General features: G+C 59.5%; 25 protein-coding genes and 1 tRNA gene. 14 read left to right on the forward strand and 12 right to left on the reverse strand.

The genetic code is table 11. The features are described 5' to 3' along the window. Nucleotides 1–99: 99 nt before the first annotated feature. On the reverse strand, nt 100–609 hold the full coding sequence (locus P0D52_RS04280) for a response regulator (RefSeq protein WP_394694204.1): 510 nt from the start codon (nt 607–609) through the stop codon (nt 100–102). Nucleotides 610–665: 56 nt separating this feature from the next. After that, nucleotides 666–1,214 carry a hypothetical protein gene (locus tag P0D52_RS04285; RefSeq protein WP_394694205.1) on the reverse strand — a complete coding sequence of 183 codons (549 nt, stop codon included), beginning with the start codon at nt 1,212–1,214 and terminating at the stop codon, nt 666–668. 108 nt (nt 1,215–1,322) lie between these two features. Between P0D52_RS04285 and dusA the strand changes: the two genes are divergently transcribed. After that, nucleotides 1,323–2,318, forward strand: a complete 996-nt coding sequence (gene dusA / locus P0D52_RS04290) for a tRNA dihydrouridine(20/20a) synthase DusA (protein ID WP_394694206.1) — start codon at nt 1,323–1,325, stop codon at nt 2,316–2,318. Next, nucleotides 2,315–3,136: a sulfite exporter TauE/SafE family protein gene (locus P0D52_RS04295; RefSeq protein ID WP_394694207.1), complete on the forward strand. Its 822-nt coding sequence runs from the start codon at nt 2,315–2,317 to the stop codon at nt 3,134–3,136. The genes dusA and P0D52_RS04295 overlap by 4 nt, the downstream gene beginning before the upstream one ends. A gap of 4 nt (nt 3,137–3,140) precedes the next feature. On the opposite strand, the gene P0D52_RS04300 is transcribed toward P0D52_RS04295, so the two are convergent. After that, nucleotides 3,141–3,332: a DUF1289 domain-containing protein gene (locus tag P0D52_RS04300; RefSeq protein WP_394694208.1), complete on the reverse strand. Its 192-nt coding sequence runs from the start codon at nt 3,330–3,332 to the stop codon at nt 3,141–3,143. A 92-nt stretch (nt 3,333–3,424) separates the two neighbouring features. Here P0D52_RS04300 and P0D52_RS04305 point away from each other — a divergent pair, with 92 nt between their 5' ends. Further along, nucleotides 3,425–4,705, forward strand: a complete 1,281-nt coding sequence (locus P0D52_RS04305; protein ID WP_394694209.1) for a NupC/NupG family nucleoside CNT transporter — start codon at nt 3,425–3,427, stop codon at nt 4,703–4,705. Here the strand turns inward: P0D52_RS04305 and P0D52_RS04310 are convergent. Beyond that, nucleotides 4,702–5,424 carry an acyltransferase gene (locus tag P0D52_RS04310; RefSeq protein ID WP_394694210.1) on the reverse strand — a complete coding sequence of 241 codons (723 nt, stop codon included), beginning with the start codon at nt 5,422–5,424 and terminating at the stop codon, nt 4,702–4,704. The genes P0D52_RS04305 and P0D52_RS04310 overlap by 4 nt on opposite strands. Before the next feature lie 28 nt (nt 5,425–5,452). Between P0D52_RS04310 and P0D52_RS04315 the strand changes: the two genes are divergently transcribed. The 3 genes from P0D52_RS04315 to P0D52_RS04325 all read left to right on the forward strand — a co-directional run bounded on the left by P0D52_RS04315 (nt 5,453) and on the right by P0D52_RS04325 (nt 7,464). Further along, entirely contained in the window at nt 5,453–5,698 is a 246-nt protein-coding gene (locus P0D52_RS04315) for a DUF3253 domain-containing protein (RefSeq protein ID WP_394694211.1), read from the forward strand. 5 nt (nt 5,699–5,703) lie between these two features. Then, complete coding sequence (locus P0D52_RS04320) at nt 5,704–6,276, forward strand: uracil-DNA glycosylase family protein (RefSeq protein WP_394694212.1); 573 nt, start codon at nt 5,704–5,706, stop codon at nt 6,274–6,276. Nucleotides 6,277–6,393: 117 nt separating this feature from the next. Further along, complete coding sequence (locus P0D52_RS04325) at nt 6,394–7,464, forward strand: Leu/Phe/Val dehydrogenase (RefSeq protein ID WP_394694213.1); 1,071 nt, start codon at nt 6,394–6,396, stop codon at nt 7,462–7,464. Here the strand turns inward: P0D52_RS04325 and P0D52_RS04330 are convergent. The 4 genes from P0D52_RS04330 to P0D52_RS04345 form a co-directional block, all read right to left on the reverse strand. Then, a complete protein-coding gene (locus tag P0D52_RS04330; protein ID WP_394694214.1) occupies nt 7,461–8,495 on the reverse strand; it encodes an ABC transporter ATP-binding protein in 1,035 nt (344 codons plus the stop codon). The genes P0D52_RS04325 and P0D52_RS04330 overlap by 4 nt on opposite strands. Continuing rightward, the gene (locus P0D52_RS04335; protein ID WP_394694215.1) at nt 8,492–10,099 is read right to left on the reverse strand and encodes an ABC transporter permease; all 1,608 of its coding nucleotides are present in this window, start codon (nt 10,097–10,099) and stop codon (nt 8,492–8,494) included. The genes P0D52_RS04330 and P0D52_RS04335 overlap by 4 nt, the downstream gene beginning before the upstream one ends. Before the next feature lie 7 nt (nt 10,100–10,106). After that, entirely contained in the window at nt 10,107–11,126 is a 1,020-nt protein-coding gene (locus P0D52_RS04340; protein WP_394694216.1) for an extracellular solute-binding protein, read from the reverse strand. Between the two features lie 145 nt (nt 11,127–11,271). Next, nucleotides 11,272–11,346: transfer RNA gene (locus tag P0D52_RS04345), tRNA-Val, on the reverse strand. A 253-nt stretch (nt 11,347–11,599) separates the two neighbouring features. On the opposite strand from P0D52_RS04345, the gene P0D52_RS04350 reads away from it, so the two are divergent. Further along, complete coding sequence (locus tag P0D52_RS04350) at nt 11,600–11,854, forward strand: phosphoglycolate phosphatase (protein ID WP_187165266.1); 255 nt, start codon at nt 11,600–11,602, stop codon at nt 11,852–11,854. Here P0D52_RS04350 and P0D52_RS04355 read toward each other — a convergent pair whose 3' ends face one another. Beyond that, on the reverse strand, nt 11,855–12,535 hold the full coding sequence (locus P0D52_RS04355; RefSeq protein ID WP_394694217.1) for an HAD-IA family hydrolase: 681 nt from the start codon (nt 12,533–12,535) through the stop codon (nt 11,855–11,857). A gap of 110 nt (nt 12,536–12,645) precedes the next feature. On the opposite strand from P0D52_RS04355, the gene glmU reads away from it, so the two are divergent. Genes glmU through P0D52_RS04380 form a run of 5 tightly spaced genes read left to right on the forward strand, consistent with a single transcriptional unit; the run spans nt 12,646 to nt 18,908 of the window. Continuing rightward, on the forward strand, nt 12,646–13,989 hold the full coding sequence (gene glmU / locus P0D52_RS04360; RefSeq protein ID WP_394694218.1) for a bifunctional UDP-N-acetylglucosamine diphosphorylase/glucosamine-1-phosphate N-acetyltransferase GlmU: 1,344 nt from the start codon (nt 12,646–12,648) through the stop codon (nt 13,987–13,989). A gap of 1 nt (nt 13,990) precedes the next feature. Then, on the forward strand, nt 13,991–15,460 hold the full coding sequence (locus P0D52_RS04365; protein ID WP_394694219.1) for an NAD-dependent succinate-semialdehyde dehydrogenase: 1,470 nt from the start codon (nt 13,991–13,993) through the stop codon (nt 15,458–15,460). Then, the gene (gene rpiA, locus P0D52_RS04370) at nt 15,457–16,158 is read left to right on the forward strand and encodes a ribose-5-phosphate isomerase RpiA (protein ID WP_394694220.1); all 702 of its coding nucleotides are present in this window, start codon (nt 15,457–15,459) and stop codon (nt 16,156–16,158) included. Before P0D52_RS04365 ends, rpiA begins: the two co-directional genes overlap by 4 nt. 12 nt (nt 16,159–16,170) lie before the next feature. Continuing rightward, nucleotides 16,171–17,547, forward strand: coding sequence for a glutathione-disulfide reductase (gene gor, locus P0D52_RS04375; RefSeq protein ID WP_394694221.1), 1,377 nt, complete (start codon nt 16,171–16,173; stop codon nt 17,545–17,547). Then, a complete protein-coding gene (locus P0D52_RS04380; RefSeq protein ID WP_394694222.1) occupies nt 17,544–18,908 on the forward strand; it encodes a class II 3-deoxy-7-phosphoheptulonate synthase in 1,365 nt (454 codons plus the stop codon). The genes gor and P0D52_RS04380 overlap by 4 nt, the downstream gene beginning before the upstream one ends. On the opposite strand, the gene P0D52_RS04385 is transcribed toward P0D52_RS04380, so the two are convergent. Then, entirely contained in the window at nt 18,905–19,891 is a 987-nt protein-coding gene (locus P0D52_RS04385; protein WP_394694223.1) for a LysM peptidoglycan-binding domain-containing protein, read from the reverse strand. The genes P0D52_RS04380 and P0D52_RS04385 overlap by 4 nt on opposite strands. Nucleotides 19,892–19,991: 100 nt before the next feature. Between P0D52_RS04385 and P0D52_RS04390 the strand changes: the two genes are divergently transcribed. Further along, nucleotides 19,992–20,546 (forward strand): TIGR00730 family Rossman fold protein, encoded by a 555-nt coding sequence (locus tag P0D52_RS04390; RefSeq protein ID WP_394694224.1) that lies wholly within the window; start codon nt 19,992–19,994, stop codon nt 20,544–20,546. Here the strand turns inward: P0D52_RS04390 and gltX are convergent. Beyond that, nucleotides 20,543–21,874 carry a glutamate--tRNA ligase gene (gene gltX, locus P0D52_RS04395; RefSeq protein WP_394694225.1) on the reverse strand — a complete coding sequence of 444 codons (1,332 nt, stop codon included), beginning with the start codon at nt 21,872–21,874 and terminating at the stop codon, nt 20,543–20,545. The genes P0D52_RS04390 and gltX overlap by 4 nt on opposite strands. A 190-nt stretch (nt 21,875–22,064) precedes the next feature. On the opposite strand from gltX, the gene P0D52_RS04400 reads away from it, so the two are divergent. Then, nucleotides 22,065–22,337 (forward strand): hypothetical protein, encoded by a 273-nt coding sequence (locus tag P0D52_RS04400; protein ID WP_394694226.1) that lies wholly within the window; start codon nt 22,065–22,067, stop codon nt 22,335–22,337. A 158-nt stretch (nt 22,338–22,495) separates the two neighbouring features. Here the strand turns inward: P0D52_RS04400 and P0D52_RS04405 are convergent, their stop codons facing one another. Next, complete coding sequence (locus P0D52_RS04405) at nt 22,496–22,885, reverse strand: hypothetical protein (protein ID WP_394694227.1); 390 nt, start codon at nt 22,883–22,885, stop codon at nt 22,496–22,498. Between the last annotated feature and the right edge of the window lie 53 nt (nt 22,886–22,938).

Genomic DNA, 22,938 nt, shown 5'->3' on the forward strand with positions numbered 1-22,938 from the left:
CATTTCTGGCCCTTGCGGGCGGGGCTGAATCACGGCGAATCATTCTGCCCAGATTAGAGACCCAACAGGCAGGCTGTCGACCAACATTTTGGCAGGTGATCAGCCGACGTTGGGCTGTGCCGGGTCATCTGACCGGCGTTCCGGTCCCTTATACTTGTCGGGATCATGCCGGCGACGGTCCGGGCCGAAGAAAACCTTTGTTCTGACAAAGGGCCGGGCGCGGTCGATCACCGCTCCGATTTTGCGATAGAGGTCCGTGGCGGTGATGGGTTTAGCGCAGAATTCCGTCGCACCGGCATCGCGTGCGGCCAGCACTCTGGTCTTTTCGGCATAGGCGGACAGCATGACAATCGGCATGAAAGGATTTTCCATACGATCTTCATCCCGAAAATATTTGATCAGCTCCAGCCCGTCCATGCCGTCCATCTGGAAATCGAGAATCGCAATGTCGATTTTCTCATTCCGCATGATTTCGATGGCTTCCTGTCCAGAGCAGGCCTCATAAATCTTTGTAACGCCGAATCCGTTCAGCAAAGTGCGAACGATCTTCAGCATATGGGCGTTGTCATCGACAATCAGGAAGGAAAGCTTGTTCAGATCTGCAGCCATCGGCCCAACCGTTATTAATTGAACGGTCCAATTAACACTAAACGGTTAGGCTGACGTTAAGCAGCGCGGGCGCTCGATGGTGCAGTGCCGGATGGCCGGGACTTGATCCGTTTGAGCGTCGCCCGGGCCACCTCCACAATCTCCCTCAGTTCGTCTGGCAATTCGTCGGGCTTCTCGGCTTGCTCTGCAAGCTTTTCCGCAAGCTTCATCAAGGTCGGCGCAGCAGTGATGACGCGGGCCTGGAACTCGATGAGTTGCGGATCGCGGTCATATTCCGCACCGGGCACCCGCCAGCCGCCCCAATCCTGCTGATCGGTCACGACGATCGGAAACGTGCCCGGAAAGGGGTGGTGAGCGCATTCATCGGGCGATTGCCATTTATTCTTGGCGCGCATCAGGCGCCAGCGGCCCGTATCCTGTTCGTCGCGCTCTTCTTCGGACAATTCATCTGTCGTGAAGTCCCGTCCCAGACCGCAATCATAGGAAATCCGCACCGGCTCATCCATGCCTTTGACCCAGTGTGGCTTGACCTGTTCGATCAAGGCCCATGTGCCAACGGGGCGCACGAAAACACGCTGATGCTTGTGAAAATGGGCTTTTGCCATGGCGGTCTGCTCCGGTCACTTGGCGAAAAACTAGCAAAACGGCCTTAGAACAGCGTTAAGCCGTCTGTTCGGTTTGTTGATTTTGTTGCGGCGCGCTATGGAGCGGCCATGACGATGACTGTGAAACCCGACCGCCGCTTTTGCGTGGCCCCCATGATGGATTGGACCGACCGCCATTGCCGGGCCTTCCACCGCATCCTGACCCGTCATGCTCTCCTCTATACCGAGATGGCGACCAGTGCTGCGGTAACACATGGCGATGTGGATCGTCTGATCGGTTTTGACCCGGCGGAACAACCCGTCGCGCTCCAGCTGGGCGGGTCCGACCCGAACGAGCTTGCAAAGGCTTCGCGGATTGTCGCGGATCTGGGTTATTGCGAAATCAATCTCAATGTTGGCTGCCCGTCAGATCGTGTTCAATCGGGCAAATTCGGTGCTTGCCTGATGCGGGAGCCGGAGCTCGTCGCTGATTGCCTTTCGGCGATGCAGGACGCAGTCAGTGTTCCGGTCACGCTGAAATGCCGGATCGGCGTCGATGATCAGGACCCCGAAAAGGCATTGCCGGATTTACTGGAGCGGGTCCGGTCGCGAGGTATTTTTACGGCGATCATTCATGCCCGGAAAGCGTGGCTCAAAGGATTGAGTCCGAAGGAAAACCGCAGCGTTCCGCCGCTCGATTATGCCCTTGTCTACCAGATGAAATCCGCCTTTCCGGATATGGAGATCATTCTCAATGGCGGGCTGGAGACTGTGGAATCGGGCATCGAAGCTCAACAAAACCTGGACGGTATCATGCTGGGGCGGGCCGCCTATCATACACCATGGGAAATGTCGGGGGTCGATCCGCTGATTTATGGCACTGAAACTCCCGTTAGTACGCCCGATAATGCTGTTCTGGCCTATCTGCCGTATATCGAAAATCAGCTGGCGAAGGGCGTTCGGCTGCACTCGATGACGCGGCATATGCTTGGCCTGTTTCACGGCCGCCCGGGCGCACGACAATGGCGGCGCATTCTCTCCGAGAATGCCGTGAAGGACGGGGCGGGTATTGATGTTGTCATGGCCGCCCTTGCTGCCATATCACCCGCATTGGCGACCGCATGAGCGCCGAACTGATCGGGCTGGCGGGAGCGTTGATCGCAACCGGCCTGTTTGCCGGCCTCATTGCCGGGCTTTTCGGAATCGGCGGCGGCGTCGTGATGGTGCCGGCCTTTTACTTTGTACTCGGCGCGCTGGGGTATGATGACGGTCCCCGCATGCATATGGCGGTCGGCACGTCATTGGCGGTCATTGTGGCCACATCGCTTCGCTCGGTCTCGGCGCATGCCCGCCACAAGGCGGTTGATTTTCAGATCCTGAAGACCTGGACGCCCTGGATTGTGGCCGGTGCCCTGATCGGCGGATATGTGGCGGACGTTATTCCGGGACGCGGACTGACCGGGCTGTTCGGGGTCGTGGCCTTGCTATTGTCGGCGCAATTCTTCTTCGGCCGGCCTGACTGGCAATTGGCCGAAAAAATGCCGGGCGGTGCTGCCAGAGCAGGTCTGGGCGCGATGATTGGCGGCTTGTCGTCTCTTCTCGGCATTGGCGGAGGTGTTTTTGGTGTCACCCTGATGACGCTTTGCGGCAAGTCCATTCGCCAGGCCGTTGCAACGGCTGCAGGTTTCGGCGTTGCGATTGGTGTTCCGGGCGCGCTGGGCTTCATTCTCTGGGGCTGGGACGAGCCGGGGCGGACCCCTACCGCGCTGGGATATGTCGATGGGCTCGGCTTTCTGATTCTGGCAGCATCAGCGTTTTTTGTGGCCCCGATCGGCGCGAGACTGGCGCACTCCATGCCCGAAAAACTCTTACGCCGCCTGTTTGCGCTGGGTTTGATTGCAACAGCGGTGAGCCTGCTTCGCGAGGCTGCTGTCGGCGGCTAGATCGTCAGGACGATCCAGCTTTCTTTTCGCGATAAGCCTTTTTGCGCTCTGGTAATTCAGCGCCAATCGCTTCGCGTTCTGCGTCTGAAAACCGTGTCCATTGCGCAAGTTCGGGCAGGGTCCGGAAACACCCCACGCAGATTGCGGCGTCGGGGTCGACGAAACAGACTTTGACGCAGGGCGACCAGATGCTCATGAGATCGATATCTAGCGCGCTTTGCCGTGCACGCAAGCATTGCCCGTTTGCCAGAACAGGGAATAGGTTGCGATATTCAAACGGGGGAATTCATGGAAGATCTGGGATTGCAGCTGCGCAGCTTTCTGGGCCTGTTTGCCTTTATCGCGATCTGTTGGGTTCTGGGTCCCCGGAAGTCGGTCCCGGTGAAGCTGATTGGCGGCGCACTGGCGTTACAATTCCTGATCGCGATCGCGCTCTATTCCTTCGCTCCGACGCGGGCGTTTCTCGGATCGCTGACCGGCGTCGTTCAGGCCTTGCAAACTGCGACGATGGAAGGCGTCGACTTCGTCTTCGGATATCTTTCCGGAAGCGGCGCGCCATTTGTCATTGACGAATCCAATTCGGGACGGACGTTTATCTTTGCCTTTCAGGCTCTGCCAATGGTCATTGTTTTATCAGCGCTTTCCGCGCTGCTCTGGCGGTGGCGCATCCTCGAATTTGTGGTCCGAGGCTTCGCATTTGCTTTCCGGAAAACACTGGGTTTGTCCGGTGCCGCCAGCCTGGGGGCTTCGGCCAATATTTTCCTCGGCATGACCGAGTCGCCCCTGCTGATCCGGCCGCGCATGCCACAAATCAGCCGCAGCGACCTCTTTTTGATCATGACGGTCGGGTTCTCGACTGTCGCAGGTTCTGTCATGGCCGTTTATGTCGGCCAGCTGAGCGGCGTCATTGATGGCGCGGCCGGTCATATTGTGACGGCTTCGCTCATTTCGATTCCGGCGGCCGTCTTGCTTGCCCGGCTGATGCATCCTGCTGATGCGGATGGCGACGAAGACCGCACAACCGAAAAAATCCCGACGACGGTCTATCATTCCTCGATGGATGCCTTGACCACCGGGGTCACAGACGGCGTGAAGCTGTTCATCAACATCATCGCCATGCTGCTGGTATTCATCGCCATCGTGGCGCTAGTCAACATGATGCTCGGGGCCTTGCCCGATGTTGGCGGACTGCCACTAACGGTGGATCGCATTTTGGGCTGGGCATTCGCGCCCATCGTCTGGCTGGCAGGTGTGCCCTGGTCGGAAGCCACGGATGCCGGCGCGGTGATGGGTCTGAAAACGGCGCTCAACGAAATCATTGCCTATGAGCGGCTGGCCGCGCTGGGTGATGATCTCTCGCCACGCAGTCATTTGATCATGGCCTATGCGGTTTGCGGTTTTGCCAATTTTTCGAGCGTCGGGATTCTGATCGGCGGCATGCTGGCGATCGCGCCCAGCCGCCGCGAGGACATATTGGGATTGGCACCGAAAGCGCTGATATCGGGAACGTTCGCCACGCTGATGACCGGCGCTGTCATCGGGACATTGCCGCAAAGCCTGTTCAGCTAGTCGCCCCGGCGCGGAAAGAGTTTTGACCTCAGCCAGCCAAGGGTCGAATTGCCCTTGAGCGCCTTGCGATAGGCGTTGTCCATAAAGCCGGACAGCTTGCGGCTCTCTCCGACGAGATCGAGCCGGGTTTGCATGGGTGTGTTTTCATCTAGCATCTTGACGATTCTGGCCGGTGCTCCCGCCACGACTGCATAGGGCGGAACGTCTCTGGTTACGACAGACCGGGCACCAATGACGGCATTGTCGCCGATGGTGACGCCCTTGCCGATAAAGGCGCCATCGCCGACCCAGACATTGTTGCCCAGAATCACGGGGCGGCCTTCGGGTGCCGGATCGACGCGGTTATAGAGGCCATGCCAGTCGCTATCGGTGACGGTTGTATTGGCGGCGAACAGACAGGCATGCCCGATACTGATGGACCGTGTTGCCTGAATGCGCGTGCCGGGCGCAATAAAGACAGCATCGCCGATCTCGATCTTTCCGCCCTGATCCGCCGGTGACCATACGGTCAGGCGCACCTTCTGGTCCGCGGTGGCCACAATATGCAGAGCGGTGCCGATAGAGATATTCGGACCGAAGGCCTCGATGTGCCAGGGCTGGGTCAGTTTTGCTGCCGGCCCTAATTGCTCAAAATGTGGTGCCAGAAAATGCCGGGCCCAGGCGTTTTCAAAACTTTCCCAGGCGGCGTGCATCCAGTAGGGGCGGTGGTCTCTTCGCATATCGGCTTTCGCAGGTTAGAAGACGTTCATGAATGATGACACGGTCGATAATGCCATCCTGTCCCTTGTAGAGGCGAGCGGCGCTGGCAAGTCAATCAGCCCGGCTGAAGTGGCACAGGTGCTGGATCCCGAAAACTGGCGGAGCCGGCTGGGGGCCGTCAAGCAGAGCGCCACGCGTCTGGCTCTGGCGGGCAAGGTCGACATCCTGCGCAAGGGAAAACCGGTTGATCCATCCGAATTCAAGGGCGTCTACCGCATCACCCTGAAAACGTAAGTCTGATGGACGCGCTCCTGAGAGAAATTCGTGCATGCCGCGCGTGTGTCGGCGAAATACCGGAGCCGCGCCCGGTCGTGCAGGCGGCGCGCCCGGCTCGGATCCGGATTATCGGCCAGGCACCGGGCACCCGCGTTCATGCGTCCGGCCGCCCCTTTACAGACCCGTCGGGCGACCGATTGCGGGCATGGTTGAGGATTGACGCAGATCAATTCTACGATCCGGAATTGGTGGCCATCACGCCCATGGGATTTTGCTTTCCGGGGCTTGATGCCAAGGGCGGCGACAAGCCGCCCCGGCCCCGATGCGCGCGCCTATGGCAAAGTAAGCTCGATGCGGCGCTTCCCAACGTCGAAATGACTTTCCTTATTGGCGGCTATGCCCAGAAATTTGTGCTGGGAAACCGGTATAAGGGCTCTGTCACCGATACGGTCGCGGCATGGCGCGAATATGCGCCGCTTTATGTGCCGCTGCCACATCCCTCCTGGCGCAATAATACCTGGCTGAAACGGCATCTCTGGTTCGAGGAAGAGCTCTTGCCAATGGTGCAGCGCAATATGGAATCTCTTCTGAAATAGGCGCGTCCGGCGCTTGCCGTAAAGGTCAAGGAAAGCTATCCCCACGCCGCCTCGCGCCGAATTCTCCCCCGGCGGGCGCGACGCCGGAAAAGCCGGCCAGATATGACGGATAGGCTCATGAGTGTTTTTGAACACCCCTCTTTCGACAATCACGAAAAAGTCCTGTTTGCGACCGATGAGAAAACCGGTCTGAAAGCTATCATCAGCGTGCATTCGACCGCACGGGGCCCGTCCTGCGGTGGTTGCCGTTTCTGGTCCTATGAGACGTCCTCTGATGCGCTCCAGGATGCGCTGCGCCTGTCACAGGGCATGAGCTACAAGAATGTGATGGCCGACCTCCCGATTGGCGGCGGCAAGAGCGTCATCATGAAGCCGGAAGGGGCGTTTGACCGGGATGCGCTGTTCCAGGCTTTTGGCCGCGCCGTTGATGCGCTCAACGGAAATTATATCACGGCCGAAGATGTCGGCGTCAGCCCGGCCGACATGGTCAGCGTCCATAAGCAAACCGCCCACGTCACCGGACTGCCGGAAGGCAAGGCGGCCTCTGGCGATCCATCACCGGTGACGGCTGAAGGCGTATTCCGGGGCATTCGCGCCTGTGTGAAGCGCGCGACCGGTTCAGAAGACATGACCGGCATTCGTGTCGCCGTTCAGGGTGCCGCCGGTCATGTCGGCAGTTATCTGTGTGAACATCTGTCCAAGGCTGGTGCCGAGCTGATCATTGCGGATATGAATGTCGAGGCCTTGCAGAAACACGTCGACAATTTCGGCGCTGTTATCGTCGACAAGGATGCCATCTACGATCAGGATGCAGATGTATTCACCCCCTGCGCGCTGGGTTCGATTATCAATCCGGACACGATCGATCGTCTGAAAGTGAAGATGGTGGCCGGTGCCGCAAACAATCAGCTCGCGACTCGCGACATGGGCGCCGAGCTGCAAAAGCGCGGCATCTTCTACGCCCCTGATTACGTCATCAACGCCGGCGGCATCATCAATGTGATGGGCGAAATCCGTGGTGATTTCGATCCGGCATGGGTGAAGGGCAAGCTGGTCGGGCTGGAAGCGACGCTGGGCGAAATTCTCGACCGCGCCGAGAATGAAGGCCGGCCGTCCAATGTCATCGCCGATGAAATGGCGCGTGCCCGACTGGAAGAAGCCGCAGCGGCGAAAGCGGCGGCCGCTTAGGCTTTCAGAACCGAAATCGAGGATTCATTGAGGGCGAGGCGCAATGTCTCGCCCTTTCTGGTGGTGCGCGTCAGCGGCAGTTCCACGATCCACAGCGAGCCATCCGGCGCCGTCGCGCGGATACGCTGCCGGCCCTGCCGGATTCGAATATCTTCAATCAGGAAATCGGTCCCATCTTCAGCAAGATGCAGGTCTTCCGGGCGCGCCAGAACAGTCATTTCGACACCGTCGTAGCCGGAAGGCGCGTCGATTTCACCAAAAATAGTCTTCATCTTCCCGCTTCTGGCGACACTATTGATGACATTGATATCGCCGAGCAGGCGCGCCGATGTCAGCGACACCGGCCGGCCATAGACTTCAGAGGGCGCGCCGGACTGGATGATGCGGCCATCTTCCATGAGGAAGAGCGTGTCAGCGGTCTCGAAAGCTTCGTCGGCATCGTGGGTGACGATCAGTGCGGCCGCTCCGGCCTCACGAATGGCCGCCATGGTTTGGGCTCGCAAATCGGCGCGCAGACGGCGGTCCAGACTGGAGAAGGGCTCGTCGAGCAGGATGATATCGGGGCGCGGCGCAAGAGCGCGGGCGAGGGCAACACGCTGCTGCTCGCCGCCGGACAATTCATGCGGGTAGGACCGCGTGAAGGGCGTGAGTTCGGCCTGTTTGATCAAAGCCGATACGCGTTCACTTGCCGCCTCATTCGACATCCGGCCTTTCAGGCCGAAGGCGATATTCTTCTCGACCGTGAGATGGGGAAAGAGTGCATAGTCCTGAAACACGACGCCGACGCGGCGCGCTTCGGCGCGGGTGGAATGCCGGCCATCATCCCAGACCTGCTCGCCTGCCAGGATCTGTCCGTCATCCAGTTTCTCGAGACCCGCAATACCGCGCAACAAGGTGGATTTACCGGCGCCTGACGGACCAAGCACCGCGCTCACCTGGCCGCGATACAGATCCAGATCGACGCCCTTTAGAACCGGGTTGCCGCCAAGGGATTTTTTGGCGCCGCGGACAGACAGGATGGGTGCGCTCATCGGCTAGCTCCGCGGGTCAGCGAACGCGCGGCAAGCACCATGGCGGGAATGGTCGCCAGCACGATGATCAGGGATGGCAGGGCGGCCTGTCCCAGCCTTTCATCCGCGGCATAGTTATGGGCAATGACTGCCAGTGTGTCGGTATTGAACGGTCGCAGAATCATGGTGGCAGGAAGTTCCTTCATGACCTCAACGAACACCATCAGCGCCGCAATGCCAACGCCGCCAAGTATCAAAGGCCAGTGAATTTCCACTGCAATGCGCCGGCGCCTGGCACCAAGCGTTTTGGCGGCCTCGTCGAGGCGATGTGTCACGCGCGACAGAGCCGTTTCACTGGGCGCAATGGCGACCGCCGCAAACCGTGAAAGATACGCGAAAATCAGCGCGCCTGCCGTTGCCGACAGCAGGACCGGAAATTGCCCGCCCCAAACACCATCCAGTGCGTTCTGGAGCCCGCCAAACAGAACGAGCGCCCCCACAGCCGCAACCGCGCCCGGTGCCGCATAACCGAGACTGGCGAGGCGGGCAGACAATATGCCAAATCTGGTGCCGCCGCGGATGGCATAGGCCGCGCCCAATCCCATAATGGCGGCAAGGATGGCGGTGATGCTGGCCAGAGTCAGTGAGTGCTGAAGTGCTTCCACCACGCCGCGCGCAGCGGGCTCCGTGAGCGCCAGATAGAGCAGTCGGCCGAGGGGCAGTGCCAGTCCCAGTATGATGGGCAGCAGGCAAGCGAAAATGGCGATGACAGATTGTCGGAGGCCGAGCTGTATGCGCTGGTAGCGCTGCCGGCCGCCGCCAGACTGGCCAAAGCGGGCGCGGGCCCGGCTCTGGCGTTCCAGCGCAAAAGCGAGATAGGCGAAAAAGGCGAGTAGCACAGCCAGACGTGCTGCATCCGGAACCGATCCTGCGCCCGCCCATGCGCGAACCACGCCGACTGTCAGTGTTGGCGCGCCCAGATGCGCTACCGCGCCGAAATCGGCCATTGATTCCATGGCAACCAGAGCCAGCCCGGCCGCCAGTGCAGGGCGGACGAGGGGAAGCGTGACGCCGGTGAGCGTTTGCCAGTTGGACGCCCCCAGAGTGCGCGCCGCATTCTGCATATCCGGATGCTGATCCGAGAATGCCTGACGGGCAATCAGATAGACGTAAGGATAAAGCGTGACGGCAAATACGAAGCCCGCACCAAGCGGGCCTCTTACGACTGGCAGGAGGTTGGCAAGTGAGGCGAGTCCGGCATCGCGCAGAGGGGTTTGCAGCGGGCCGGCCGCTTCCGTGAGATCAAGCCAGCCATAGGCCGCGACATAGGCAGGGACCGCCAGAGGCAGCGCCAGCGCCCAGGCGAAGATTCCGCGCCCTACAAATTCAAGTCGGGCGATAATCCAGCCTGCTGCCGTGCCGACAAATCCTGCGAGAACCATGGCCGTGGCTGTGACGATGATCGTGTTCAGAACGTAGCCGGCAAGCCGGGTCTGGATCAGATGCAGCAGATAATCGCCCCAGGGAGCGGTCATCGCAATCCAGACCACCGCCAGAATCGGTCCGGCCGCCACGAGGGCGGCCAGACTTCCAAATAGCGCGGGACCCGATCTGGATCTGGTCATGCGAGGGTTAGGGCCATCCGGCGCGGTCAAATACCCGGCGGGCGGCTTCACTGTTATCGCCAAGGGTCGACATGTTGAGAGTGTCGGCCTGGAACCCCATCAGTTCATCCAGAGACGGATTGTCGAACTCGGCTCCGGTAACCGCGGGAAACTCGTTCGTGAGTTCGGCATAAATCCTCTGCCCTTCCTGGCTGAGCAGAAAGCGAATGAGGGCCTGTGCATTTTCGGGGTGAGGGGCGTTGGCGGCGATGCCAGCGCCGGAAATATTCACGTGGGTGCCGTATTCCCCGGCCGGGAAAACCAGCCCGATGGAGTCCGCCACACTCTGATAGTCCGGATTGTCGGAGTTTTTCAGGCGCAAATAATAGTAGTGATTGACCACGGCGACGTCGCATTCACCGGCATGAACGGCTTGCAACTGATCGGTGTCGCCACCCTGAGGCGGCCGCGCAAAATTGGCGACCATGCTGCGGGCCCAGGCCTCTGCGGTCTCCTCGCCATGATGGGCGATAATAGCGGCCAGCAAGGATTGATTATAGGCGTTATCAGAGCTGCGAATGCAGATGCGGCCCTGCCAGCGGGGATCCGCGAGATCCAGGTAGCTGGTGATCTCGGAAGGATCGACACGATCTTCTGCATAGGCAATCACGCGGGTGCGCAACGCAAACCCGACCCAGTAACCGTCCGGGTCAATGAAGCGATCGGGAACGCCAGCGGCCATTGACGAAAAATCGGTCTGGGCGAAAAGTCCGGCCTCTTCAGCGCGCTGAAGGCGCGAGGCATCCACGGTGATTACGACATCGGCGGGGCTGCGGTCACCATCTGTCCGAATTCGTTCAATCAGAAGGTCGCCGCTGGCCTCGATCAGTTGAACCTCGATGCCGGTTTCTTCCGTGAAGCGCTCATACGCCACCTGGTCCGAATCATAATGGCGGGCGGAATAGACGTTCACGATCTCGGTTTCGGTGGGCTGGCTGCAAGCGACAACCGATAACGCGATGAGCGCAGGTAAAAACAGGCGGGTCATGATGAGCTCCGTAATCTCTGATCCTGTCACTTACATTTTTGCGAATGTTTCGCAAGTAGTAGGCCTGCGGCGAAATGCAGCGCATCGGAAAACCGCAAATGGCGATTTGTGATGCGGATAACAAAATCAACGAATTGAAGGGGAATGGTGGGCGATGCTGGGATTGAACCAGCGACCCCTGCCGTGTGAAGGCAGTGCTCTCCCGCTGAGCTAATCGCCCATTCCAGAGCCGCGGCGTATAGGCTGTGGCAACCGCTGAGGTCAAGCCTCGCAAACAATCGAAAGAGAGGATTCTAAATTTTTATAAATTATTGGCCGGGATGGCTTGACGCGGCGACATGAAATCGTCATAGAGCCGCCCAGCCTGTTAACAGGTGGTGCGGAGAGGCAGTGTTTTTCACGCAGTCTCCGTTTTCCAAGAGGGGAGCGCACGTAACCCAGGCGGGATTGGCCCGCCGGTTCGGAGTATCGCTATGAGCAATGACCTCTGCACGCCGGAAGGCGCGCGTCGACTGAAGCAACGGATTGAAGCCTACTGGGCTGACCGGGGCTATGATGTAAATATTGAACTGGTGGATGCCGGATTCATGCCGGCCATGCGGTCGGCACGGACCGATGTCCGCTCGAACATGGTCAATGGCATGCCGCGCCGTCAAAGTGCGGCCAATGATTCGACGCCTGATCGTCGGACGGCCAATGACCGCATGCCGGAACTGCGCTCGGCCTGATTATAGGCCCTGCCAGAGTTTTTCCAGCGTATCGGGCAAGCTTCTGAAATCATCGATTACCGCATCAGCGCCTAGCGCCTGATGCGGTATTTCGCTGTATCCGTGGGTCAGGATGATGCACGGAATGCCAGCTGCCTGTCCGCACGCGGCATCGGTAATGGAATCGCCGATGAGGGCCAGATTGGGTCCCGCATCGCCGACTGCGCTCCAGAAATGGGCGGCATCGGGCTTTTTGGCCTGCGTGCGATCCGGGCCGATAATCCGTTCAAAATAGTCTGTCAGTTCAAGCGCTTCGAGCAGAGCATCTGCGAGCTCGCTCGGCTTGTTCGTACAGATTGAAAGACGCGCCCCACGCGCTTTCAGAACGTCCAGTACATCTACCGCCGCTTCGAACGGGCGGCTGAGATCGGCTATGCCGGATTTGTATACCGAGATGAAATCAGCGACGCGTTGATCAACGGTATCGGATTCTATCTTCCGGTGCTGGGCGGCATAGGCCCTTTCGATCAGGACGCGGGCGCCCCGACCGACCATCGCCCGGACATCCTCCAGAGCCACATTTCCGAGACCGTCTGCCGCCACTACTTCGTTGAGCGCGCGAACAAGATCCGGTGCTGTATCAACGAGCGTTCCGTCCAGATCAAAGGCAATCCCGGCACCATGGAAACAGTCTGTCATCATTCCTGACCCTCAAGTCTGCGATCTCCCCCAAACAGGCGGTCGCTTCCTGTATTTGAATGGTCTATAGCCCGTTATCCGATTTGCAACGCAGTAGGGATCAGGAGCCGCATATGACCGCACCTCGCGCCGCGATTATACTCGCCGCTGGCCTTGGCACTCGAATGAAATCCGATCTGCCAAAATGTATGCACCAGGTTGGCGGACGCCCGATGCTGGAATGGTCGATTGATTTGGCGCGCAAAACGGGCGCGGAGCGCATTGTGTCCGTCTATGGCAACAAATCCCCGCAAATCGGTGAATTGGGCGAAGCGAACAATACGCTGACGGCGTTGCAGGATCCGCCGCAGGGGACGGGACACGCCGTCCAGTGTGCCGAAGCCGCCATGGCCGGTTTCATCGGAAACGTCATTGTTCTCTACGGCGACACCCCCCTGATTACGGCGGAGACGGTCGAAAAGGTGTTTTCGGCGCTCGAATCGGGTGCGTCGGTCGCGGTGCTGGGCTTTACGCCCGAGGACGCCGGCGCTTATGGGCGGCTTGTTGTGAAAGACGGCATTCTCGACCGGATTGTCGAGTTCAAAGATGCCAGCGAGGAAGAGCGCGCAATCGGCTTTGTCAATTCGGGCGTTCTGGCTGCGCCTGCGCCACTCCTGTTCGACCTGCTCGGTGAAGTCACGAATGAAAACGCGAATGGCGAGTATTATCTGACCGATGTGGTCGGACTTGCGCGCAAGCGCGGACTGAAAGCGATTGCGGTGGAAGGCGATGAAGCCGAAGTGCTCGGTGTGAATTCCCGCGTCGACCTCGCCGAAGCCGAAGCCAGCTGGCAGCGCCGCCGCCGCGAAGAAGTGATGCGCGCAGGCGTGACGCTGACGGCCCCCGAAACGGTTTTCATCGCATATGACACGCAAATCGGCCGTGATGTCATCATCGAGCCGAATGTCGTTTTCGGGCCGGGAGTCACGGTCGAGGACGGTGCCATCATTCACGCCTTCTCCCATCTGGAGGGGTGCATCATACGTTCCGGTGCGGATATCGGGCCGTATGCGCGGCTTCGCCCGGGAGCGGATATCGGGCCGGGGGCCCGCATCGGCAATTTCGTTGAAGTGAAGAAATCGACCTTCGGCCCCGGTGCAAAAGCCAATCATCTTTCCTATATCGGGGATGCAACGGTTGGCGCGAAGGCGAATATCGGCGCGGGTACCATCACCTGCAATTATGACGGCTTTGGAAAGTATCAGACCGTTATTGGCGATGGCGCGTTTGTTGGCTCGAATTCGTCGCTGGTCGCTCCGGTCACCATCGGCAAAGGTGCCTATACGGGCTCGGGCGGCGTGGTGACGGATGATGTGCCAGAAGATGCTCTGGCGTTGGGACGCGCCAAGCAGGTAAACAAGAACGGCTGGGCGTCGCGTTTTCGCGCGGCGATGCAAAAGCGAAAAGCGGAGCGTTAAAATGAACCTGTCCGATCGGCTGAAGGACAAGACTCTTTTCAAGACCCAGTCCTATTTTGGCGGAGAATGGCATTCCGGTGCCAAGACCTTCGCGGTGGACAACCCGGCCAACCGGAGCAAGCTGGCTGACGTATCCGATGTCGGGGCCGATGGTGCGAAAGCAGCGATCGCTGCCGCATCGGAAGGCTTCAAAATTTGGCGCAAGACGTCACCGTTCGAGCGCACAAGGATATTGATCAAATGGTATAACCTGATCAATGAGAATGCTGATGATCTGGCGACTCTGATCACATCCGAAATGGGCAAGCCGTGGGCCGAAGCCAAAGGCGAGGTGGCTTACGGATCTGCCTTCATCGAATGGTCGGCGCAGGAAGCCGTCCGTATTCATGGCGAGACCGTCACCGTGCCATTTCCGGGTACGCGTGGCTGGACGCTCCATCAGCCTGTCGGCGTCGTGTCCTGTATCACGCCCTGGAATTTTCCCTCAGCGATGATCACCCGAAAGGCCGCACCGGCGCTGGCTGCCGGGTGTTCCATTGTGATCAAGCCGGCGCCTGAGACGCCGTTGACGGCTCTTGCTCTGGCCGAGCTGGCGCATCGTGCGGGTTTTCCCGCCGGCGTCTTCAATGTGATTTGCGGTAATGCCGAGGACCTTGGTCCCGTCATGATCGGGTCGCCCGAAGTCCGCATGATCGGATTCACGGGTTCGACCGAAGTCGGCAAGCTGATCATGCGCCAGGCGGCTGACGGCGTGAAACGTGTTGCGTTGGAACTCGGCGGGAATGCGCCCTTCATCGTCATGGACGATGCGGACCTTGAATCCGCCGCTGCAGGTGTGGCGCAGGCCAAATTCCGCTCGGGTGGACAGACATGCGTGTCGCCAAACCGTATCATTGTCCAGAACGGCGCGGCCGATCCGTTTCTCGAATTGCTCGAAGCGAAAATTGCCAAGATCAAGGCCGGCGATGGCTTCGACTCCGGCAGCGATATCGGCCCGCTGATCCACGATGAGGCGGTGGCCCGCGTTGATCAACTGGTGAAGGATGCGGTTGCCGGGGGCGCTCGTGTTCGGGTCGGTGGACAGCCCCTCGCCGATGAGCTGGGCGGCTCCTTTTATGCGCCAACGCTTCTTGAAGGCGGAAACTTCGATCAGGCGATTGCCCGGAGCGAGATTTTTGGTCCGGTTGCTTCGGTTTATCGCGCCAAGGACGAAAAAGAGATTATCGAGCTCGCCAATGACACGCCCTACGGGTTGGCGGCCTATCTCTACACGCGCGATATCGGCCGCGTGCACCGCATGTCCGAGGGGCTCGACTACGGTATGGTGGGCGTGAACGCCCCGATGGTCGGGTCGGCCTCGACGCCGTTTGGTGGAATGAAGGAGTCCGGCATTGGCCGTGAAGGCGGCAAATGGGGCGTGGAGGAATTCACCGAGCTGAAATACGTCCTCCTGGCCGGCGTAAACTCGTGAGCGCGTCTCAGCAGAAAATCAACGCTGCCGCGGCGGCGCTGGAATATGTCAGCGACGGCATGACGGTTGGACTCGGGTCCGGATCGACGGCTGAAGTGTTTGTAAAGCAGCTGGGCGAGCGGGTTCGGGGCGGCTTGAACATTATCGGTGTGCCGACCTCGGAACAAACGGCACAGCTCGCAAAGGACGTCGGAATTGCGCTGAAGCCCATTGATCATGTCGACCGGATCCATGTCACAGTTGACGGGGCAGATGAAGTGGATGGCCGATTCCAGCTGATCAAGGGCGGTGGCGGGTGCCTGCTGCGTGAGAAAATTATCGCCCATGCCTCGGATTTGATGGTCGTCATCATCGATGAAACCAAGCTGAAGGAACAATTGGGCGATTTTCCCTTGCCCGTCGAGGTGGATCCATTTGCCTTCACGATTACGGCTAAAAAGATATTTGATGCGATGCGGGCGACCGGCATTGCACGTGGCGAGGTGAATTTGCGCCGCCGCGGTGATGGGCTTGAGCCTTTCATCACGGATGGCGGGCACTACATCCTTGATTGCGCCTGCAAATCTATCCCGGACGCGCCGGGCCTGGCTGACCGGCTTGTTCACATTCCCGGCGTTGTGGAACACGGCCTGTTCATCGGTCTGGCGCGCGTCGTCATCGTCGGTGAAGATCGTGGCGCACGGATTATGGAATTGTAGGCGGCAATAGTTTTGACAGATTTTGATTACGACCTTTTCGTCATTGGTGCGGGCTCCGGCGGGGTCCGAGCGGCGCGTATGGCGGCTATGCGCGGCGCCCGTGTGGCCATTGCTGAAGAATATCGCGTCGGCGGGACCTGTGTGATCCGCGGCTGTGTGCCGAAAAAATTCCTCGTTTATGCGGCGGCCTATGGCAAGGCCTTCAAGGAGGCGGAAGGCTATGGTTGGAGTGTCGGCGATGTCAGCCATGACTGGTCCAAACTCACGTCCAACCTTCACGATGAGGTCGACCGCCTTTCCGGCATTTACTGGAAAAACCTGTCCAATTCGGGCGTCGAGATTTTCCAGGACCGCGCCGAGCTGGAAGACAGGCATACGGTTCGGCTGGTCAATGGCGGCAAAACCATAACGGCGAAATACATTCTGGTGGCCGTCGGCGGTTCGCCGGCCAGCCTGGAAATCGAAGGTGCGGAACTCGCCACATCGTCAAATGAAGTCTTCCTGCTGAAATCACGGCCGCAGAAAGTCGTGATCGCAGGGGGCGGCTATATTGCGTGCGAGTTCGCTCAGGTCTTTGCCGGACTTGGATCCGATGTCTGCCAGATCTATCGCGGCGATACCGTCTTGCGCGGCTTTGATGATGATATTCGCGCCCATATCCATGGCGAGCTGAAGCGTTCGGGCGTTCGTGTGATGACTCACGCCAATATCGTCCGCATCGAGGACACGTTCAACGGCCAGCGCCGGGTCTTCACCGATACCGGAGAAGAACTGGAAGCGGATGTCGTCATTCAGGCGGTCGGACGCGATGCGCACACCAAAGGCCTCGGGCTTGATAAAGCCGGTGTGGAGACGTCGGACAATGGTGCCATCATCGTGGACCGTTTTTCCCGGACCAATATCGATAATATTTACGCAGTGGGCGACGTCACCAATCGTATCAATCTGACGCCTGTGGCGATCCGAGAAGGCGCGGCGTTTGCCGCAACCGTTTTCGGCGACGAGCCGACGGCCTTCGATCATGCCGATGTCGCCAGCGCGGTCTTTACCCAGCCGCCGGTTGGTGTGGTTGGCTTGACCGAGCACGAAGCCCGCAAAACCTTTGGCGATGTCGACATCTACAAAGCGACCTTCAAGCCAATGAAAAATGCGCTGTCCGGATCGGAAAGCCGGATGCTGGTGAAGCTCGTCGTCAAACAGGATGATCAACGCGTTGTCGGAGTGCATATGGCCGGGGATGACAGCCCGGAAATCATTCAGGCTGTCGGAATTGCCGTGAAAGCCGGTTTGACCAAGGCGCAGTTTGATGCGACTTGCGCGGTTCACCCGACTGTCGCCGAGGAATTGGTGACGCTCAAGGAAAAATGGACACCGCCGGAAATCTCATGAGCTGGACACCTGCCTCCTGGAGGGACAAAGCCGCAGCCCAGCTGCCGGATTATCCCGATGCCGCGGACCTGCAGCGCGTCGAGGCTGAGCTTGCGGTAAAGCCGCCTTTGGTCTTTGCCGGAGAAGCCCGGCGTTTGCGTCGGCAGCTGGCGGATGTAGCGGCCGGCAAGGCTTTCCTGTTGCAGGGCGGGGATTGCGCCGAGAGTTTCAAGGAATTTTCGGCGGATCATGTCCGCGATACTTTCCGTGTCATTCTGCAGATGGCGGTCATCCTGACGTTTGCAGCTGCCAAGCCGGTTGTGAAAGTGGGGCGGATTGCCGGTCAGTTTACCAAGCCCCGCTCCAATCCGTTTGAAACGCAGAACGGGGTCGAATTGCCCAGCTATCGCGGCGACAGCGTCAACGATATGGCGTTCGAGGCGGAGGCACGCCGTCCGGATCCGCAGCGACTGATCCGTTCGTATGAACAATCGGCCGCGACGATCAATCTGTTGCGGGCTTTTGCATCCGGCGGCTTTGCCGACCTTGGCAATGTCCATCAGTGGACGCTGGAATTCATCAAGGATTCCCCGGCCAGTGATCGTTATGCCGAATTGGCAGGGCGTATTTCGGAAGCGCTCGCTTTCATGCGGGCCTGCGGCGTTACCGGTGATGCCGCGCGCAGTCTGGAAGGCGTTGATTTCTATACCAGCCATGAAGCCTTGCATCTGCCCTTTGAGGAAGCGCTGACGCGGCGCGACTCCACGGGAGATGCCTGGCTGGCGACATCGGCGCATATGCTGTGGATTGGCGAGCGGACACGCCATCCGGAAGGCGCGCATGTTGAATTCGCGCGCGGTGTCATGAATCCGATCGGCATGAAGTGCGGGCCCACCATGGAGCCGGATGATCTCTTCCCGGTCCTCGACAAGCTGAACCCCGATAATGAAGCGGGCCGGATCGTCCTGATCAGCCGGATGGGCGCTGACCGCGTGCGGGAGCGACTGCCGCATCTGGTGCGGGCCGTGGAACGTGAGGGCCGGTCGGTCGTGTGGTCGTGCGATCCGATGCACGGCAACACCGTAAAGACGGATAGCGGCTATAAAACCCGCGATTTCGACCGAGTCCTGAATGAGCTGGAAGGCTTCATGCAGGCCGTTTCGGGTGAGGGTGCCTATCCGGGCGGTGTGCATTTTGAAATGACAGGCCGCGATGTGACCGAATGCGTTGGCGGCGCCAAAGCGCTCACCGAAGCGGATTTGTCGTCCCGCTATCACACCCATTGTGACCCGCGGCTCAATGCCGATCAGGCGCTGGATATGGCGTTCCGGATTGCCGAGGCGCTGACGGCTGCCCGCACGGGAAGCTCCCGCGCGGCCTAGCCGTCGTCGTTTTCATCCTGCGGAATGTCACCTTGACTGGGTGTCGAGAAAACCTGGCCCGGATAGATCAGGTCGGGATCGCGGATCTGGTCCTGGTTGGCGCGATAGATCACCGTATAGCGCAAACCCTCGCCATAGACCCGGCGGGCGATCCGCCAGAGGCTGTTACCGGGCTGCACGATAACCCGGCCTTCGCCAAGCTGGATATCTTCCGGTGCAACGCGCTCGAACGGCAGAGCGATTACGGCTTCCACCTGACCATCAATCGACAACATGTCGATCTGCAGATCGTAAATTCCCGGCGCGAGGGTTTCCGCGGCCCGCAAGGACCAGCGGCCATCCGGATTGGCGCTGGTTTCACCGACGATGGCGCCATTGGCAAAGACGCGGACGCGATTGCCCGGCGTCGCGCGGCCCGCGAAAATCACGGCACCTTCATCATCATAATCGACGGTTTCAAGCGAAAGCGGTCCGGTCGAAACACCGGTCATCGGTCCCTGGCGAACCTCGCTGGCCTCGCCCGGGCGCGTAATGATGACGAGTGGAATTTCGTCGCGGGACTCCGGAATCGACACCAGAACCGTTTGCTCGGAGGAAATGATTTCGCCGGTCGGGGATTCCATGGCCAGAGACAATTCGATTGAACCTGCCGGCAAGGGGGCGTTGAGAATAATCACCCACTCGCCGCGATCATCGATTTCGGTTTCGGCGATGGAGTCGCCATCGGCCAGAATCTGCAACGTCCATTCCGGCACGCCGCGGCCGGCGATAACAGCTGTACCGGCCGGGTCGATTCGGACAATGTCGAAGGTCGGTGCCGGCGTCGTCGGCAACATGTCTTCACTGACCGCGGATTGTGTTGGTGCCGATGTCTCCGCGACCTCTACAGGGGCAGGCGCGCGCGTAAGCACGAAAACGGCAGCTGCGCCGATTGCGAGAGCGCCCAGAATGGCGGCGAGAATGAGGGACCGCATGGCGGTCATGCCGAACTCCTTTTTTTACTGGTCTACCACGGCCATCGACTGTCGCAACATGCACAATCGCGGCTTATGATCTCTTTCACAGTCAGAAGGGCACATAGAAATGGCGAAACTACGGTCGATTGGTGTTTTTTGCGGTTCAGCTACGGGGCGCAGCCCTGCCTATGTCACGGCAGCGCGTTCAGCCGGAAAAGCTATCGCCGATCGCAATTGCCGTCTGGTCTATGGGGGCGGTGATGTTGGCCTGATGGGGCAGGCCGCCCATTCGGCCCTGGAATCCGGCGGCAAGGTGCTGGGCGTGATTCCCGAATTCATGATCAAGACCGAGGGCCTGTACGAGGAAGCCGAGACCCGTATTGTCACCACAATGTCGATCCGCAAGAACATGCTGATCGAGGAAAGCGATGCCTTCCTGATCATGCCGGGCGGCGTTGGCACGCTGGAAGAAATCTTCGACGTTTTGTCTCGCCAGCGCTTGTCCCAGCATGACAAGCCGGTGGCTTTCCTGGATGTCGAGGCCTTCTGGGAGCCCTTCTTCAAGCTGCTCTATCGCACAGAACAGGAGGGCTTCACGCCGGATGGCTTCCACGATCATGTCAGCGTCCACACCGAAGCCGGCGAGGCCATCGACCATCTTCTGGGCAAACTTGGCGACTAGCCGTTCAGGCGTTCCAGGACACGTTCGCGTCCGATAAGCGGCAAGAGTTCCGACATGTCCGGTCCATGCTTTTCGCCGGTCAGAGCGAGGCGCAGCGGCATGAAAAGGTCGCGACCCTTGCGTCCGGTGGCCTCTTTCAGCTTGCCGGTCCATTCCCCCCAGCTGTCGCCGGTCAACTCGCCGTCCGGCAGGCTGGCGGCGGCCGCGGCGATATAATCTGCATCCTCGATCACCGGCGTGACCGGTCCTTCGATCAGCGTATACCAGCTCGTGGCATCCGACAGGCGCTCTAGATTGGGTGCGACGGCATGCCAGAAGGCTTCGCCGCCATCGGCGCCCATGGCCGCAAGGCGGTCCTTCACCTCCGCATAGGAGAGCTGGTGCAGGACGCGGGCATTGATGCGCTTTAACTCTTCCGGATCAAACCGTGCCGGTGCGCGCGAATATTTCTCGAACGAAAACTGGTCGATCAGGGTCTGGATATCGGTATAGGCATCAATCGGATCGGACGTGCCGATCTTGGCGAGCAGGGACAGGATTGCCATCGGCTCGATGCCCTCGCTTTCGCGCAAATCCTCGATGGCCAGCGTGCCCAGGCGTTTTGACAGCTTGCCGCCATCGGCACCGACCAGTAGCGCCTGGTGACCGAATTCCGGGGCCTTGCCGCCAAGGGCAAGGAAAATCTCGATCTGCGCACCCGAATTCGTGGTGTGGTCTTCACCGCGAATAATCGTGGTGATGCCCGCATCGATATCATCGACGACGCTGGGCAGGGTGTAGAGATAGGAGCCATCCTCGCGGATCAGGATCGGATCAGAGAGCGAAGAGGTTTCAATCGTCGTTTCACCGCGAATGAGATCATTCCAGCTGACCGGATTGCCCGACAGCTTGAAGCGCCAGTGCGGCTTGCGGCCCTCCGCCTCATAGGCGGCCTTCTGGTCGTCCGTCAGCTTCAAAGCGGCGCGGTCATAGACGGGCGGCTTGCCCTGTGCGCGCTGGATCTTGCGTTTGCGGTCGAGCTCGTCACCGGTTTCGTAGGCCGGATAGAGGAGCCCCATATCCTTCAGCTTCTGTGCCGCGGCATCATATTGATCAAAGCGATCCGACTGTTTGAAGGTCTCGTCCCAATTCAGGCCCAGCCAGCTGAGATCCTTGCGGATGCCGTCTTCAAACGCCTTGGTCGAGCGTTCCAGATCCGTATCGTCAATCCGCAGCACAAAGACTCCGCCGGTCTGGCGCGCATGCAGCACGTTGGTCAGGGCGGTGCGGACATTGCCGACATGCAATTTGCCGGTCGGACTGGGGGCGAAGCGGACTTTGGTGCTCATGGAATTTACCTGCTGAAACAGAAGCGCGCGGCTTAGCGCTGATGCGCGATTGCGGCAAGGGTGAGGGGCGGTTCGCAGCGCCGGTCTGCGGTGGCGGTCATGTTGCCATACTTTTGAATATTCAACTCACCCTCACGAAACGATCCGTGCTATCGATCGTGGAGCCAAGTGTTCAGAAGGGGCCGGGGATATGATCAGAATTCTATTTGTTGCCCTTTTCGGGCTGTGCATTGCCGGATGCGCCACAACGACAGATTCCGCGACGCGCCGGACGAGCGACAGCGGGGCCAGTTCCAATCTGGTCACGCCTCTGGAAATGCGCCGTCCATCGGCGCGCGAAGCCGCTCGCGCCGCTGCCGCTCGCGAAGCCGCCCGCGCTGTGGAAGCGCAAGCGGGTGATGAGGAAACTGACGGCGATGAAGGCGAAGGCGCGCCCGGTGAAATGATTGATGGTCAACAGTAGCCGACATTATGGAGGGGCAGCCTTGAAGCATGCAAAGCGTTGGACGCCTCCTTCGAGGCTCGCTTTCGCGAGCGCCTCAGGATGAGGTGAGTGGGTGGGAAATCAGCACCACCACCCCCGCCGGAATTTGCCGCAGGGATAGCAATTGGACCGTGCTGCTAATCCATAACGAGCGCGGTGGAAAGCGCATCACAGAACCGATTGATCGCCAGTTGTTGTTCTTCGCCCTCTGCACTCAACGCTTCGAGCTTGAGGACATACAATCGGATGATGGTCATATGATTTGTCCAGGCCATGTCGGCTTCTGAGCCCGGAAAATTGTAAGCGGTGCTTCCGATTGTCCATTCCAGCACATGCGTATTCATCGCGTCGATTGCGGCGCGAAATCGTTCCGGGGTTAGCTCTGCCTCATGTCGACGAAACTCAGGTACTACGCCGGACTCGACCTCACCACAAATTGGCCCCGGTGGAGGTGGCCAGTCTTCGGAGCTTTGCGCAAACGAGGGAGACGAGGCCAGTGCAAACGAAATAATGAATATCCGGAACATCAATGGCTCCCAATTTTGACGCAGCATTACCTAATCGCCGCTTCTAGGCAGTA

The sequence above is a fragment of the Hyphobacterium sp. genome, assembly GCF_043584775.1.
Classification (GTDB): Bacteria; Pseudomonadota; Alphaproteobacteria; order Caulobacterales; family Maricaulaceae; genus Hyphobacterium.

What these genes read in the sequence shown, in the direction of transcription:
- P0D52_RS04280 (WP_394694204.1), bottom strand. Translation starts at nt 609, where the DNA reads ATGGCTGCAGATCTGAACAAGCTTTCCTTCCTGATTGTCGATGACAAC.
- P0D52_RS04285 (WP_394694205.1), bottom strand. Translation starts at nt 1,214, where the DNA reads ATGGCAAAAGCCCATTTTCACAAGCATCAGCGTGTTTTCGTGCGCCCC.
- dusA (WP_394694206.1), top strand. Translation starts at nt 1,323, where the DNA reads ATGACGATGACTGTGAAACCCGACCGCCGCTTTTGCGTGGCCCCCATG.
- P0D52_RS04295 (WP_394694207.1), top strand. Translation starts at nt 2,315, where the DNA reads ATGAGCGCCGAACTGATCGGGCTGGCGGGAGCGTTGATCGCAACCGGC.
- P0D52_RS04300 (WP_394694208.1), bottom strand. Translation starts at nt 3,332, where the DNA reads ATGAGCATCTGGTCGCCCTGCGTCAAAGTCTGTTTCGTCGACCCCGAC.
- P0D52_RS04305 (WP_394694209.1), top strand. Translation starts at nt 3,425, where the DNA reads ATGGAAGATCTGGGATTGCAGCTGCGCAGCTTTCTGGGCCTGTTTGCC.
- P0D52_RS04310 (WP_394694210.1), bottom strand. Translation starts at nt 5,424, where the DNA reads ATGCGAAGAGACCACCGCCCCTACTGGATGCACGCCGCCTGGGAAAGT.
- P0D52_RS04315 (WP_394694211.1), top strand. Translation starts at nt 5,453, where the DNA reads ATGAATGATGACACGGTCGATAATGCCATCCTGTCCCTTGTAGAGGCG.
- P0D52_RS04320 (WP_394694212.1), top strand. Translation starts at nt 5,704, where the DNA reads ATGGACGCGCTCCTGAGAGAAATTCGTGCATGCCGCGCGTGTGTCGGC.
- P0D52_RS04325 (WP_394694213.1), top strand. Translation starts at nt 6,394, where the DNA reads ATGAGTGTTTTTGAACACCCCTCTTTCGACAATCACGAAAAAGTCCTG.
- P0D52_RS04330 (WP_394694214.1), bottom strand. Translation starts at nt 8,495, where the DNA reads ATGAGCGCACCCATCCTGTCTGTCCGCGGCGCCAAAAAATCCCTTGGC.
- P0D52_RS04335 (WP_394694215.1), bottom strand. Translation starts at nt 10,099, where the DNA reads ATGACCAGATCCAGATCGGGTCCCGCGCTATTTGGAAGTCTGGCCGCC.
- P0D52_RS04340 (WP_394694216.1), bottom strand. Translation starts at nt 11,126, where the DNA reads ATGACCCGCCTGTTTTTACCTGCGCTCATCGCGTTATCGGTTGTCGCT.
- P0D52_RS04350 (WP_187165266.1), top strand. Translation starts at nt 11,600, where the DNA reads ATGAGCAATGACCTCTGCACGCCGGAAGGCGCGCGTCGACTGAAGCAA.
- P0D52_RS04355 (WP_394694217.1), bottom strand. Translation starts at nt 12,535, where the DNA reads ATGATGACAGACTGTTTCCATGGTGCCGGGATTGCCTTTGATCTGGAC.
- glmU (WP_394694218.1), top strand. Translation starts at nt 12,646, where the DNA reads ATGACCGCACCTCGCGCCGCGATTATACTCGCCGCTGGCCTTGGCACT.
- P0D52_RS04365 (WP_394694219.1), top strand. Translation starts at nt 13,991, where the DNA reads ATGAACCTGTCCGATCGGCTGAAGGACAAGACTCTTTTCAAGACCCAG.
- P0D52_RS04380 (WP_394694222.1), top strand. Translation starts at nt 17,544, where the DNA reads ATGAGCTGGACACCTGCCTCCTGGAGGGACAAAGCCGCAGCCCAGCTG.
- P0D52_RS04385 (WP_394694223.1), bottom strand. Translation starts at nt 19,891, where the DNA reads ATGACCGCCATGCGGTCCCTCATTCTCGCCGCCATTCTGGGCGCTCTC.
- P0D52_RS04390 (WP_394694224.1), top strand. Translation starts at nt 19,992, where the DNA reads ATGGCGAAACTACGGTCGATTGGTGTTTTTTGCGGTTCAGCTACGGGG.
- gltX (WP_394694225.1), bottom strand. Translation starts at nt 21,874, where the DNA reads ATGAGCACCAAAGTCCGCTTCGCCCCCAGTCCGACCGGCAAATTGCAT.
- P0D52_RS04400 (WP_394694226.1), top strand. Translation starts at nt 22,065, where the DNA reads ATGATCAGAATTCTATTTGTTGCCCTTTTCGGGCTGTGCATTGCCGGA.
- P0D52_RS04405 (WP_394694227.1), bottom strand. Translation starts at nt 22,885, where the DNA reads ATGTTCCGGATATTCATTATTTCGTTTGCACTGGCCTCGTCTCCCTCG.